At 68.7% G+C, this 13,499-nt stretch carries 14 protein-coding genes; 4 read left to right on the top strand and 10 right to left on the bottom strand.

Annotation, left to right across the window (positions count from 1 at the left end):
- Positions 1-122: 122 nt before the first annotated feature.
- A complete protein-coding gene (locus JW792_RS00325) occupies positions 123-980 on the bottom strand; it encodes an SAM-dependent methyltransferase (RefSeq protein ID WP_135994631.1) in 858 nt (285 codons plus the stop codon).
- Positions 970-1,794 carry a glycine/sarcosine N-methyltransferase gene (locus JW792_RS00330; protein ID WP_135994630.1) on the bottom strand — a complete coding sequence of 275 codons (825 nt, stop codon included), beginning with the start codon at positions 1,792-1,794 and terminating at the stop codon, positions 970-972. Before JW792_RS00330 ends, JW792_RS00325 begins: the two co-directional genes overlap by 11 nt.
- Positions 1,795-2,164: 370 nt before the next feature.
- Here JW792_RS00330 and JW792_RS00335 point away from each other — a divergent pair, with 370 nt between their 5' ends.
- Positions 2,165-2,839, top strand: coding sequence for a thermonuclease family protein (locus JW792_RS00335; RefSeq protein WP_135994629.1), 675 nt, complete (start codon positions 2,165-2,167; stop codon positions 2,837-2,839).
- A gap of 6 nt (positions 2,840-2,845) precedes the next feature.
- On the opposite strand, the gene JW792_RS00340 is transcribed toward JW792_RS00335, so the two are convergent.
- The 7 genes from JW792_RS00340 to JW792_RS00370 all read right to left on the bottom strand — a co-directional run bounded on the left by JW792_RS00340 (position 2,846) and on the right by JW792_RS00370 (position 9,490).
- Positions 2,846-3,736, bottom strand: coding sequence for an RNA polymerase factor sigma-32 (locus tag JW792_RS00340; protein ID WP_135994628.1), 891 nt, complete (start codon positions 3,734-3,736; stop codon positions 2,846-2,848).
- A gap of 175 nt (positions 3,737-3,911) precedes the next feature.
- Positions 3,912-4,433: a CarD family transcriptional regulator gene (locus JW792_RS00345; protein WP_135994627.1), complete on the bottom strand. Its 522-nt coding sequence runs from the start codon at positions 4,431-4,433 to the stop codon at positions 3,912-3,914.
- Positions 4,434-4,687: 254 nt separating this feature from the next.
- Positions 4,688-5,026 (bottom strand): ferredoxin FdxA, encoded by a 339-nt coding sequence (gene fdxA / locus JW792_RS00350; RefSeq protein ID WP_135994626.1) that lies wholly within the window; start codon positions 5,024-5,026, stop codon positions 4,688-4,690.
- Positions 5,027-5,099: 73 nt separating this feature from the next.
- Positions 5,100-5,546, bottom strand: coding sequence for a tellurite resistance TerB family protein (locus JW792_RS00355; protein ID WP_158291519.1), 447 nt, complete (start codon positions 5,544-5,546; stop codon positions 5,100-5,102).
- 2 nt (positions 5,547-5,548) lie between these two features.
- Positions 5,549-5,875: a S4 domain-containing protein gene (locus JW792_RS00360; protein WP_135994624.1), complete on the bottom strand. Its 327-nt coding sequence runs from the start codon at positions 5,873-5,875 to the stop codon at positions 5,549-5,551.
- Positions 5,872-8,592 carry a helicase-related protein gene (locus tag JW792_RS00365; protein ID WP_135994623.1) on the bottom strand — a complete coding sequence of 907 codons (2,721 nt, stop codon included), beginning with the start codon at positions 8,590-8,592 and terminating at the stop codon, positions 5,872-5,874. Before JW792_RS00365 ends, JW792_RS00360 begins: the two co-directional genes overlap by 4 nt.
- A 91-nt stretch (positions 8,593-8,683) precedes the next feature.
- Positions 8,684-9,490, bottom strand: a complete 807-nt coding sequence (locus JW792_RS00370) for a DUF3108 domain-containing protein (RefSeq protein WP_135994622.1) — start codon at positions 9,488-9,490, stop codon at positions 8,684-8,686.
- A 185-nt stretch (positions 9,491-9,675) separates the two neighbouring features.
- Here JW792_RS00370 and rpmB point away from each other — a divergent pair, with 185 nt between their 5' ends.
- The 3 genes from rpmB to JW792_RS00385 all read left to right on the top strand — a co-directional run bounded on the left by rpmB (position 9,676) and on the right by JW792_RS00385 (position 12,992).
- Positions 9,676-9,966: a 50S ribosomal protein L28 gene (gene rpmB, locus JW792_RS00375; RefSeq protein WP_135994621.1), complete on the top strand. Its 291-nt coding sequence runs from the start codon at positions 9,676-9,678 to the stop codon at positions 9,964-9,966.
- A 121-nt stretch (positions 9,967-10,087) separates the two neighbouring features.
- Entirely contained in the window at positions 10,088-11,770 is a 1,683-nt protein-coding gene (locus JW792_RS00380) for an amidohydrolase (protein ID WP_135994620.1), read from the top strand.
- 82 nt (positions 11,771-11,852) lie between these two features.
- A complete protein-coding gene (locus JW792_RS00385) occupies positions 11,853-12,992 on the top strand; it encodes a sensor histidine kinase (protein ID WP_135994619.1) in 1,140 nt (379 codons plus the stop codon).
- On the opposite strand, the gene JW792_RS00390 is transcribed toward JW792_RS00385, so the two are convergent.
- A complete protein-coding gene (locus tag JW792_RS00390) occupies positions 12,989-13,429 on the bottom strand; it encodes a MarR family winged helix-turn-helix transcriptional regulator (RefSeq protein ID WP_135994618.1) in 441 nt (146 codons plus the stop codon). The two genes, JW792_RS00385 and JW792_RS00390, sit on opposite strands and share 4 nt — an antisense overlap.
- Positions 13,430-13,499: the final 70 nt, after the last annotated feature.

The raw sequence follows: 13,499 nt of genomic DNA on the forward strand, positions 1-13,499 counted from the left end.
CACGGCGGTGTCGGCGAAGCGACATCTCGATGAAGGCTGCTCGACAGGCTTGTCGGGACTGAAGAAAGGAGCCCCGGAGCGTCCGCTCCGGGGCTCGATTTTCCCGCCGAGTGGCGCGTCCGCTACACGGCTTTCGCCCGGTCCGGCTTCCTGAAGTGCATGATCGCCCAGCTGAGCTGGCCGGCGTCGGCGCCGTCGACCCAGTGCTTCAGGCCCCTGATCATCCGGTCGATATAGTCTTGCGAGATCTGGCCCTTCAGCGTGTCGCGCTTCTCGATCAGCACCTCGCGCACCCGGTTGTAGTGATTGCGCAGCTGATGGGTGAGGTCGGTGATCTCGACCTCTTCCAGCCCGGCCTTCTTCGCCACGGCGCGATAGAAGCCGATCGAGCCGAGATCGGGCAGGTGGATGCGTTCGTAGATCGGCTGCAGGGCGGTCTCGTCGTCCGCCCCGTCGGCCTGCATGGGGTCGGTGAAGATGAAATGCCCGCCGGGCTTGAGCACGCGGGCGACCTCGTGGACGACGCGCTCGCGCGCGCCCGAATGCAGGATCGCGTCCTGGCTCCACACCACGTCGAAGAGCGCCTCGGGGAAGGGGATGTCCTCGAACGAGCCGTGCACGACCTCGATCTTGTCGACCAGGCCCTGCTCCTCGTTGAGCGTGCGGTTCCTCGCATTCTCCTTGCCCGACAGGTTGAGGCAGGTCACGTGCACGCCGAAGGTCTTCGCCAGATAGCGCGCCGCCCCGCCATAGCCGGCCCCGATGTCGAGCACGCCCATGTCCTCGGTGAGCTTCGGCAGGCGCGCGGCCATCTCGCGCACGGTGCGCGCGCTCGCCTCCTTGATGTCCTCGGCCGGGTCCTCGTAGAGCCCGACATGGATGTCCTCTCCGCCCCAGACCGCGGCGTAGAAGGCGTCGGCGTCGGCGCTGTCGTAATAGTCCTGCGCGGTCCGGGCGGCTTCGCGATAGTCAGCCGTCATAGGATTTCTCCGCGACGTGGATGAAGAAGTCCGCATCGTCGTTGTTCTCCTGGAAATCGCCGTACGTCTTCACGCTGGTGAAGCCGACCTCCATCATGAGGTTGGTCGTGTAGGCCTTCCTCAGCGGGAACATGTTGAGGTGATAGGTCGAGCCGTCCGGGAAGTCGTAGCGGAAGCGCGCCAGCGACTCGTCGACATATTCGGGCGCGGCGGTGACCTGGTCGCCGCAATAGTAGTACTTGTGCTTGGACGAGAAGCCGCGATCGAGGATCTGGTCGTAATTGCGCTGGTCGAGGATCAGGATGCCGTCATGCTTCAGCGCGGCGTAGAATTCGGCCAGCGTGCGCCGGCGGTCGCGCTCCTCGTGCAGGTGGGTGAAGGAATTTCCCAGGCACACGATGGCGTCGTACTTGCCGGCGAGATCGCGGTTCAGCCAGCGCCAGTCGGCGTGCACGGTATTCAGGATCAGCCCGCGCTTGCGCCCGTTCTCGAACGCCTTGGCCAGCATCTCGGCCGAGCCGTCGCAGCTGGTCACCTGGAAGCCGGCCTTCAGCAGCTGGACCGAGTGGAAGCCCGTGCCGGTCGCCGCATCGAGCACCTGGCGCTTGCCACGCTCGCGCAGGAGATCGATGAAGAACTGGCCTTCGCTCTGGGCGCGCGCATCCCAGTCGATCAGCTCGTCCCACTTCTCCACGAAGCCGCGGACATATTCCTGCTTGTAATGGTCGGTATCGCGCACCTCGATGGGATTGTCGCCATAATGCTGGTTCGCCCCGGCCGGGTCGCTGCTCTTCAAGACGGGAGTCTCCTTCATGATCGCCCTGTCCTTCCTTGTGTCGCGCGAACGCCTGCAAGGCCGCACGAGCCCCTGCCGGTTGCCCGGCACGAGGATGCAGCCCCAAGCGAGTGGATGGGCGGACCATAAGGGAAGCGAGCGGGAATTGAAAGACTTCAATCCTGTTACAAAAATATTTCACGACAAGAATTTATCTTATGACAAATGTCAATATAGAGATAAACAGTCCGCATCTGGATGCGACCTAACGAGTACATTTAAGCAATTTAGGTCGTTCGGCGACATGTTCATCCGCCGTATAGTCGGCTCGCTGTTTTTCTTGTTTTTGCTCGCGTGCGGCGCCTCCAATGCTCCCGATCATCCCTCATCGCACGGCGTGCCGGGGCCGGTGCGAAGTCCGGTCGGATTCGTGGTGGACGGCGAGGGCGGACCGCTCGAGGTCCGGCTCGCGGAGGTGAACGCGGCGGCCGACGAATCGGTCGCCGCGCTCGCGCAAGCCCGCCTGGCGGCCCTGCTCGAGGAAGCCGGGGGGCAGGTGGAGCTCGTCTTCACGGGAGCGGAGCGCGACCGCTACGGGCGTGCGCCGGTTCATGCCGAGTACGCGGCGCCCGGCGGCCGGGTCTGGATCCAGGGCGTGATGGTGTCGGAGGGCCTGCTCGTCGTCGCGAGCCGGGCCGACAACCGGGCGCGCGCCGGCGCGCTGCTCGCGCTCGAGCAGCAGGCGCGGGAGGCGCGCGAAGGCGGCTGGGGCAGCGGGGCGTTCGCCGTGCGCGCCCCCGATCCGAACGCGCTCGCCCAGGTGCTCGACAGCTTCCAGATCGTGGAAGGACGGGTGATCGATGTCGGCTCGGCCCGTTCGGGACGGCTCTACATCAATTTCGGGCTCGACTGGCGCACCGACTTCACGGTCTCGATCCGCGAGGACGCGCTCGAGCGCTTCGAGGGGATCGATCTCGCCGGCCTGGAGGGGCGCACGATCCGGGTGCGCGGCTGGCTCTACCGCGAGAACGGTCCGATGATGGCCATCGACCATCCCGAAGCGATAGAGGTCCTCGGCGACTGATCCGGCTCACTCCGCCGGGATCAGCCCGGCCGCCTGCGGGTCGCCGACCGCCTCGGTGAGCGCCTTCTTCAGCTTTCCCAGCGCCTGGTGCTCGATCTGGCGCACGCGCTCCTTGGAGATGCCGAGGCGTTCGCCGAGTTTCTCCAGCGTCACCGCCTCCTCGGCGAGCCGGCGTTCGCGGATGATGAGCTGCTCGCGCGCGGTGAGCGTGGCCATCGCCTCGCCGAGCCACTTGGTGCGCTTGCTGCCGTCGTGCTCGGCCATGACGCTGTCCTCCGGCGTCGGGGAGTCCGCGGCCAGGAGATCCTGCCACTCGCCCTCGCCGTCCTCGGTGAAGGGGGCGTTCAGCGAGCGGTCGACGGCGGCCAGGCGCGCGGCCATCTGCTCGACATCGTCCTCGCCGACCCTGAGAGCCTGGGCGACATAGGCGCGGTTCTCCGGCGTCAGCGCGCCGGAGGAGACGTCGTTGATGAGGGCGCGCAGGCGGCGAAGATTGAAGAACAGCGATTTCTGCGCCGAGGTCGTGCCGGTGCGCACGATCGACCAGTTTCTCAGCACGTAGTCCTGGATGGAGGAGCGGATCCACCAGCTGGCATAAGTGGAAAAGCGCACCTCGCGCTCGGGCTCGAAGCGGGCGGCGGCCTGCATCAGCCCGATATTGCCTTCCGAGACGAGGTCGGGGAAGGGCAGGCCGTAATGCTTGAACTTCGCGGCCATCGCGATGACGAGGCGCATGTAGGCGGTGGTCAGCCGGTGCAGGGCCTCCTCGTCGCCCTTCTCCTTCCAGGCGACGGCGAGATCGTGCTCCTCCTCGCGTTCGAGCAGCGGGGCGTCCATCGCGGTGCGCAGGAAGTGGCGGTCGGGATCGATCGAGCGGCGGGAGGAGGCGGCGGCCATGGCATTCGCTCCGTGGTTCCGGGCTGGTGTCGATCCTCATTACGCGCGTTCGGCACGCCCGGTTCACCGTCCTGCGGACTTTATTCAGAGCGGCGAGCGCCGGACGAAACGAAACCGGGCGCGGAAAGCCTCCGCGCCCGGTTCGTACGTCTGCATTTGGCCGAGGTTTGCGCCGTTACGCGGCCTTCTTGGTGGACAGCGTCTCGGCGAGCATTTCCATCGCCTTCTCGCGGTCGACCTTCTCCACCGCGGCGACCTCGCGGGCCATGCGGTCGAGCGCGCTCTCGTAGAGCTGGCGTTCGGAGTAGGAGGGCTCGGGCTGGTCCTCGGCGCGGTAGAGATCGCGCACGACCTCGGCGATCGAGATCAGGTCGCCCGAATTGATCTTGGCTTCGTATTCCTGGGCCCGGCGGCTCCACATGGTGCGCTTGACCTTGGCCTTGCCGGTCAGGGTCTTGAGTGCGTCCTTCAGCACCGTCTCGCTGGCGAGCGGGCGCATGCCGGAGGCCACCGCCTTCGCGGTGGGAACGCGCAGGGTCATCTTGTCCTGCTCGAAGGAGACCACATAGACCTCGATGTCGAAGCCGGCGACGGTTTCCTTCTCGACGCCGATCACGCGGCCCACGCCGTGGGCCGGATAGACGATGTAGTCGCCCTTCTTGAACTTCACGTTATCGTTGGCAGTTTTCTTGGTCATAGACACCCTCTCGTCCATCCCGTCGCGGCTCTGGTGCTCGTGTCTGGTCACGCAAAAGCAGCTGCTTCCCGCCCCGGCCTTTGAAAGCTGAAAGTGGAGCGGCGTGAAGAGCTGTCAGATCAAGAGCAGGTCCGTCTCAGGGTCCGCACATGCGGGTTTGAAGGCGGTAAAGGTATCACAATACTGACAAAAATTCAAATGCTGCGTGCGCGAAGGCGATCTTCGCGCTCGCGGAAGCGTAAAGGCTTGGTTAATCAGTCCTTTGGGGGCTCCGGAGAGAAGTACTTCTCCAGCTTGCCGGTCTCGGTCTCGAACTTCTGGTAATCCGGCGGCGGATCCTTCTTGACCGTGATGTTCGGCCAGACCTCGGCGTATTTCGAGTTGAGCGCCAGCCACTTGCCGTCAGGGTCGTCCTCGGTGTCCGGCTTGATCGCCTCGACCGGGCATTCCGGTTCGCACACGCCGCAATCGATGCACTCGTCGGGATGGATGACGAGCATGTTCTCGCCCTCGTAGAAGCAGTCCACGGGGCAGACTTCCACGCAGTCGGTGAATTTGCAGCGAATGCAGGCATCGGTGACGATGTAGGTCATCGGCCGGATCGGTCCTCGAGGTCTTGGAGATGACAGGCGGCGGGGCGGGAGATGCGGTCTCGCGCCCGCTTTGTCAATGCCGCCGGGCTTCGGCGCGCTGTCTTGCCTCGGCGCGCTCGCGGTCGGTGATGGCGAGCAGGGGGCCGAGCCGGCGCAGCAGGGAGTCCTCCTCGTGAGTGCGCTCCTCGTCGGAGAGCACGACCGCCCAGAGGTCCTCCATCACCTGCAGGCGCTCCTCCTTGGGCAGGTCCTTGACCACGCGCGTGAACTGGTGGTGGTCGACCGCGCGGCTGACCAGGCCCTCGGCCGTCTGCAGGGTGGCGCGCGCCGCGTCCTCGTCCAGATCGAAGCCGCGCCGGAGAAGGCGCACGATCTGTTCGGATTCCTCGCGGGCGAAGACCCCGTCGGCGAGGGCGGCCTCCACCATCAGCGCCGCGGCGGCGGTCGCCGGTTTCATCCCGCGCGCGGCGGACTCGCGATCCTCGCTGGCGGTGAACAGGCGCTGGAGCGCGTCGAACATGGTCATCCCTCCTCGGGCGGCGGCGTCTCGATCCGGTCGAGGCGCTCATATAGCGCCCTGGCCTCCGCAGCGGGACCCCGGCGCTCACCCAGACTCAGCACGCGCACCTGCACCGGGTCCGCGCCGCGCACGAAGACCAGCACGTCGCCGGTCATCACCCCGGCGCTGGCCCGTTCCAGGCGGCGCACCTGCCCGGCGCGCTCGATGCGCACGCCGCCGGCCTCGATGAAGCGCGCGGCGGTCGAGCGCGACTTGAACAGGCGCGCGCGGAACAGCCAGAGATCGGCGCGCTGGCGGTCAGGGGCCTGGCCGGAAGCCAGCGCGTTCATGCCGGCTTCGCCTTCGCGCCGCGCCCGCGGCGCCGGCGCCGCGACGGCTTGGCCTGGCCGGCAGGCGCGCCGGACGGCGCTGCGCCCGCCTCGCCGGCCGGCCCGCCCCCATGCGCGTGCCTGGGCTTCGCTGCCGTCTTCGGGGTGCGCGGCTTCACCGCGCGCCCGGCCGGCGCGGGCCGGTCGAGATCGAGTTCGGCCAGCTTGGCGAACGGGTTGTCGGGGACCGGGGCCGGAGCCTGCGGCGCGGTTCGCGCCCGCGTCCTCGCCTTCGCGCGCCCGCCCCACAGCTCGCCTTCGGCCTTGGCCGGATCGGCGCCCTTCTGCACGCGCTTGTAGCCCAGCGACCTCAGCACGCCGCGCAATTCCTCGACCGAGCAGCCGAGCAGGCTGGTCATCGCGTGGGTGATCGCAAAATGATGGCGGTCATGGCCCGAGCGCGCCTCGCGGATGAGGTCGGCGAGGCGTTCCAGGATATCCAGGCGCACCGCGATCTCGCCGCAGGGCTGGAAGCCGGCGGCGGCATAGTCCGCCGCGCCGCGCTCGGGTTCGACCGGGATCGACATGCGCCCCGGCGCCGCAATCAGCGCGTCCTCGGGACGCCCGCGCGCCACCGCCTTCAGCAGCGAGGAGAGCCGGGCGGGCCTCGGCTTGACGAGGGCCGGCAGGAAGACGGCATGCTCGCCGATGCGCACGCCGGCCTTCCTCAGCTGGCGGCGCTCCTTGACCGAGAGCTGCTCGATATCGGCCGCGAGCGCGCTGCGCGCCACCGCGCCGGAGCCCTCCACGAGCCGGTAGGCGATGCCGCGGGCGAGACCCTGGATCGCCCCGTCCGCGCCGATTTCCCGGCGCAGTGCCAGCAGCGGGGCGAGCACGCTTTCCGCCTCGCGTGCGGCGAAACGTTCCAGCCGGCGCTCGGCGCGGGCCTGCGCCTCGCCGGCGCCGAGCTCGCCGCCGATCAGCGTCACGGCCGGGGCATAGACGTCGGACGAAGGCGCGAGCCGGCCGACGGGTTCGCCCTGCCATTCGATCGTGCCGGCCTCGCACAGGCACAGGGTCTCGTCGCCGGCACGCACCAGCGCCCCGAGCCGGCGGTTGACCTCCGGGCGCACGGCGCGGATCGCGGCCTGCGCGACGGCGCGCTGGGCGAGCGGGCCGCCGGAATGGTCCGGCCGGAAGGACAGACCCGTCAGGCGGCCGACATAATGGCCCTCCACCGTGACCTCGCCGGTGTGGTCGAGCCCGGATTGCAGGGAATCCTTCTCGCGCAGCCCCTTCATCAGCGCGCTCGTGCGCTTGTCGATGAAGCGGCCCATCAGGCGCTCGTGCAGCGCGTCGGAGAGCTGGTCCTCCACCTCGCGCGTGCGGGCGCGCCAGTACTCGGAATCCCGCGTCCAGTCCGGCCGGTTGGCGGCATAGGACCAGGTGCGCACGTGGGCGAGGCGCTGGGAGAGCGCATCCACGTCGCCGTGGGTCTTGGCGACGCGCTCGAGCTGGGCTTCCAGCCAGCTGTCGGGCAGATGGCCCTCCGCGCTGGTGAGATAGTGGAAGACCCGCCCGACCAGACGCGCGTGCTCGTCGATCGTCACCTTGCGGAAGTCCGGCATGCGGCAGACGTCCCACAGCCGGGCGAGGGTCCTTTGCGAGCGCACCCGCTCGCGAATGTCGGGATCGCGCGCGAGGATCTCGAGCACCTGCTCGTCGCTCGCGGTCTCCACGCGCTGCAGGGCCGGGTCGGGCGTCGGCCGGTTCAGCGAATTCCTCAGCGCCTCGAGATTGGAGAGGTCGAGATCGGTATTGCGCCAGGTGAGCCGCGTGACGGGGTCGAAATCGTGATTGACCACCTTCTCCACGATTTCCGGATCGAGCGGGCGCGCATCGGCGGTCTCCCCGAACGTGCCGTCGGACCGGAAGCGCCCGGCACGCCCGGCGATCTGGCCGATCTCGTGGGGATGGAGGCGCCGGCGGCGGCGGCCGTCGAACTTGGTGTAGCTCGCGAAGGCGACGTGATCGACGTCCATGTTGAGGCCCATGCCGATCGCGTCGGTGGCGATCAGGTAGTCGACCTCGCCGGACTGGTAGAGCTCGACCTGCGCGTTGCGGGTGCGCGGGGACAGCGCGCCCATCACCACGGCCGCCCCGCCCCTCTGGCGCCGGATCAGCTCGGCGATCGAATAGACGTCCTCGGCGGAGAAGGCGACGATGGCCGAACGCCGCGGCAGCTTGCCGAGCTTCTTCGCGCCGGCATAGGAGAGTTCGGAGAAGCGCTCGCGATAGTCGATGCGCGCCTCGGGCACGAGGCGCCTGATCATCGGGGCCATCGTCGCCGCGCCGAGGAACATCGTCTCCTCGCTGCCGCGCGCGTGCAGGAGCCGGTCGGTGAAGATGTGGCCGCGTTCGGGATCGGCGCAGAGCTGGATCTCGTCGATGGCGACGAAGGCGGGGCGCATGTCCATGGGCATCGCCTCGACCGTGCACACGAAATAGCGCGCATTCGCCGGGACGATCTTCTCTTCCCCGGTGACGAGCGCGACGGCGCGCTCCCCCTTCACCTTGACCACCTTGTCGTAGATCTCGCGCGCGAGCAGGCGCAGGGGCAGGCCGATCACGCCGGAGGCGCGAGCCATCATGCGCGTCAGCGCGAGGTGGGTCTTGCCGGTGTTTGTCGGGCCGAGGACGGCTGTGATCTCGCCCGGCGCGGCATCGAGGCGGGCCATCGGCGGGCCTCCCTTTGGTTTGCCCAAAGATAGGTTCGCCCGCCCCGAATATAAGCCGGTCGCTGCACCTGCCCCCGGTTCGGACGCAGCTTTATTCGACTTCGATTCGCGTCGCCTGGATATTGATCTTGCCGATCTGCGTGTCGGCCTGGAAGCGGACGGGCAGGTAATGGCCGTCGATGTCGGCGAGATAGATGGTCACCGGGCGGGCGGTCTCTTCCTCGGTCGGCCGGTCGCCGGGATCGTAGCCGGAGACCGGCTCCAGGAAGGCGTTGCAGACCATGGCCTCGCCGCGCCAGGCGCGGGTGCGCACGTTTTCGGTGCCGGCCTGCTCGAAGCGCAGGTCGTAGCGCGCCTTGCCGTCGAAGACGGGCAGGCGTCCGTTGCACACGCCCTCGCGCCCGACCGGCATGCCCAGCGTCATCCCCAGCAGCGCGCTGATCGGGTCGATCGCGCCCAGGCGCTCTTCCTCGCTCGCGGGTGGTTCGCCCATCGAGCCGAAGGGCGGGTCGATGTCGGGCGTCGCGACCGCCTCGGGAAAGTCGATCCCGACCGTGCGGCCCTTCTCGCTGGCGTGATTGACATGGCTGTAGCGCCAGGGCTGCAGCGCCGAGCCGGCACGGTAGCCGGTCACGCCCGCCTCGATATTGGTGTCGTCGAACCAGCGCGCGAGCCCGGCGCTCTGGAAGGTCGCCGAGGCGGAGTAGGTGCCGGTGGGATAGACCGCGCTGACCCCGATCTCGGCCACCGGAAGGACCCAGACCGAACCGGTATAGCTCAGCACGATGCGTTCGGGCACGCGGTCGAGCGCCGGGGCCGCGCCGTCGCTGCCATCGGCATCCGGGGCGGACAGTGCGGCGGCGGCGAGAAGGGCGGCGCCTGCAAGCGGTGCGATCATGGACCCATCAATTCCTTGTTTGCGGTCACGCTATTCCATATGGGACATGTGCGATGCTGGCTGCAAGATGAACGCCGCGTGCTTGACTGCAATCACCGGCTCCGGTAACACGCCCGCTCCCGCGCCGTGAGCCCGTTCTCGCGGCGCGTTTCAAGTTTCGAAATGACCGATACAGGATCGAAGCCATGACGCGCCGCTGCGAACTGACCGGGACCGGCCCGGTTTCGGGGAACAACGTCTCCCACGCCAACAACAAGACGAAGCGCCGCTTCCTGCCGAATCTGTGCGAGGTGACCCTCGCTTCGGAAGCCCTTGGCCGCTCCTTCCGCCTGCGCGTCGCCGCCAAGGCGCTGCGCAGCGTCGACCATGCCGGCGGCCTGGACGCCTTCCTGCTGAAGGCGCGCAACGAGGTCCTCTCCCCGGCCGCGCTGAAGATCAAGCGCGAGCTGAAGAAGGCCGGCGAAGCCGCGGCCTAGGCCACGCCCTTTCAACGTCCGTCCCGACGAAGACGACGCCCGCCCCTGACCGGCGGGCGTTTTCTTTTGCGCCCCCGCGCGCTAGCCTTGCCGCCGGCTCACGATACGGGGGAGGCCTTCCATGCTGCGCACGCTCGTCCTCGGCGCCTCGGCGCTGACACTCATGGCCTGCGGCGAGGGCGATGAGGCTCCCGCCGTCACCCCGGCCGATTCCGTCTTCTTCGGCGGGCCGATCCATACCGGGGTCGAGGCGCTTCCCACCGTCGAGTTCGTCGCGGTCGACGAGGGCCGCATCGTCTTCGTCGGGTCCTCCGAGGAGGGTGCGGCCTTCGTGGGCGGGGAGACCGTCGAGATCGATCTTGCCGGCGCGGCGATGTTTCCCGGCTTCACCGACGCCCATGCCCACCTGATGGGCATCGGCCAGCGCGAGCGCTCGCTCAACCTGGAAGGCGTCGCCTCGATCGCGGAGCTGCGCGCGCGCGTCGCCGCGGCGGCGGAAGGCACCGAGGGCGTCGTCGCCGGGCGCGGCTGGATCGAGACGCACTGGCCCGAGGGCCGCTTCCCGACCCGGGAGGATCTCGACGCCGTCGTGCCCGACCGTCCGGTGATCCTGGTGCGCGCCGACGGCCATGCCCTCGTCGCCAATTCCGCCGCGCTCGAGGCGGCCGGCATCACGGCGGACACGCCCGATCCCGAGGGCGGGGAAATCCTGAAAGGCCCGGACGGCGAGCCGACGGGCATGCTGGTCGACACCGCGATGAACCCGGTCGAGGCGCTCATCCAGGCACCGGGGCCGGCCGAGCGCGCCGAACTCCTGGCGCTGGGGTCCGAGGTCATGGCCTCCTACGGCTGGACCGGGGTGCACGACATGAGCGTGGACTATGCCAATGTCCCGATCATGGAGCAGCTGGCCGGCGAGGGCCGCCTGAAGGTCAGGAATTACGTCTCGGCCAACGCCACCGACTACGACGCCGTCGCCGCCAGTCTGGACCGGTACGGCCCGGCCGACCCGGTGATCGCGCGCGCGGTCAAGCTCTATGCGGACGGCGCGCTCGGCTCGCGCGGCGCCGCCCTGATCGAGCCCTATCACGATGCGCCGGGCTCGCGCGGCCTCGTCCTCGTAGAGGAGGCCGATGCGCTGGCGCTGATGGAGGCCGCGCTCGCCGACGGGGTGCAGCTCGCCGTCCACGCCATCGGCGACCGGGGCAACCGGCTGGTGCTCGACTGGATGGAGGCGGCCTTCGCCGCGGTGCCGCCCGAACAGCGCGCTGTCGCCGAGCCGCGCTGGCGCATCGAGCACGCCCAGATCCTCGATCCGGCAGACATCGCCCGCTTCGCCGAACTCGGCGTCATCGCCTCCATGCAGCCCTCCCACGCCATCGGCGACCTGCATTTCGCGCCCGACCGGCTCGGGATGGACCGGCTCCAGGGCGCCTATGCCTGGCGCGCGCTGATCGACGAGGGCGCGGTGATCGCGGGCGGCTCGGACGCCCCCGTCGAGCGCGGCGAGGCGCGCATCGAGTTCTACGCCGCAACCGTGCGCCGCGATCTGGAAGGCTATGCCGGCGAGGGCTGGCATCCCGAGCAGGCGGTCGGCCGGGCCGAGGCGCTGAAGATGTTCACGCTGTGGCCGGCGTATGCCAGTTTCCGCGAGGACGAGCTTGGCACGATCGCGCTGGGCAAGCTCGCCGACTTCTCCATCTTCGACCGCGACCTGATGAGCGTACCCGACGATGAACTCGCCGATGCGCGCCCGGTGATGACGGTCGTCGGCGGAGAAATCGTCTGGAGGGCGGAGGGTTAGCGGTTTCGGCCCTTCCGGGTGCAAGACGCCGCCTGTGCATGCGTTACTCTGCACGGGTGGCCGTGAACGGAAAGGGGCGGGTTTGCCGAACCGCGACGACATGATGAAGCGCCAGCGCATGCTTGCCGATTTCGGCGAGTTCTCGCTGCGCTCCGACGACCTGCAGGAGGTCCTGACCGAGGTCTGCCGGCTGATCTCGCAGGTGCTCGACACCCCGCTCGCCAAGGTCATCGAGATCGAGAACTCTGGCGGCACGGCGCTCGTCACGGCCGGGATCGGCTGGCCGGACGGCATCGTCGGCAATGCCCGCCTGCAGCTCTGCGACCGGTCCTCGGAGACCTACGCGATCAAGCAGGGCGAACCGCTGGTCACGCAGAACATCCACGAGGAGGAGCGCTTCGAGTTTCCCGAGTTCATGAAGGAGGCCGGCGTCGTCGCGCTCGTCAACGTGCCGATCTTCCTGCCCGGCGGCGAGCCGTTCGGCCTCTTGCAGGTCGACGACACGCGCCCGCGCGAGTTCGACGGGGACGACATCCAGTTCCTGCGCACCTGCGGCACGATCCTCGGGCCCGTCATCGACCGGCTGCACAAAGCCCCCTCGCTGCGCGAAGCGCTGGAGCGGAACCAGAAGCTGATGAGCGAGCTGCAGCACCGGGTGAAGAACAATATCGCCACCATCGCCGCGCTCATCCGCCTGCGCCAGCGCGCGACCGGGTCCGATGCGGCGCGCGCGGAACTGCGCCTCGTCGGCGACCGGGTGGACACGCTGCGCCTCGTCCATCAGCGCCTCTACGAGACCGGCGGCATCGACCGGGTCGATCTCGGCGCCTATCTGCGCGAGTTGCTGGAAAATCTCGTGCACATGCAGGAGGACACCGAGCATGCGGTGAACTCGGACATCGAGGTCGAGGCGGTCGAGTTCGCGGTCGACAAGGCGACCCCGCTCGGGCTCATCGTCAACGAGTTCGTAACAAATTCCTTCAAGTACGCGTTCCGCGACCGCGGCGGCACGATCTGCCTGAGGCTCGAGCGCCAGGACGGGCATGTCACCGTCACCCTCGCCGACGACGGGCCGGGCCTGCCGGGCGAGGACGATCCCGCCTCGTCCGATACCGGCACCGGCATCAAGCTGATCGAGGCGCTCGCGGGCCAGATCGGCGCCGAGCCGGACTGGACCTGCGATGCCAAGGGCGTCTGCCTGACGCTGAGGATCGCGCTCTAACCCGGCCCCCGGGCCAGGCGTTCGAGCACCGGCAGGACCTCGGCAAGTCGGCGCTGCCCGCTCCAGCCAAGCATTTCGATTTCCTCGGCCAGTACGCGCGTGCGCCGGCGCCGGCCCTCCTCGAGCAGGGCCCGGCCCTGCGCCGTGGCCGCGATCGACACGGCCCGGCGATCCGTCTCGGCTTGCGAGCGCGCGACGAGTCCGGCCTCGAGGAGGGCGGAGACCGTCGCAGACATGCTGGCCGGGCGCACCTGCTCGGCGCCGGCGAGCTCGGCGAGTGTGAGCGGACCGGCATGGACGACGACCGACAGGGCGGAGAGCTGCGGTGCGGAGAGCCCGCTCGCATCGTCCTCCCGGCGCAGCCGGCGCAACAGGTGAATCGCGGCCGAGTGCAACCGCGCGGCGATCTCATCGGCGTCCGGGTCGGTCTGGTTCATCGCATCTGCACTCCGCTCCTCGTCATGCCCGCAGCCTTGCACGGCACCTGTAACGCGCGGACCGGCCGTG

The organism is Marinicauda algicola, from assembly GCF_017161425.1.
Taxonomy (GTDB): domain Bacteria; phylum Pseudomonadota; class Alphaproteobacteria; order Caulobacterales; family Maricaulaceae; genus Marinicauda; species Marinicauda algicola.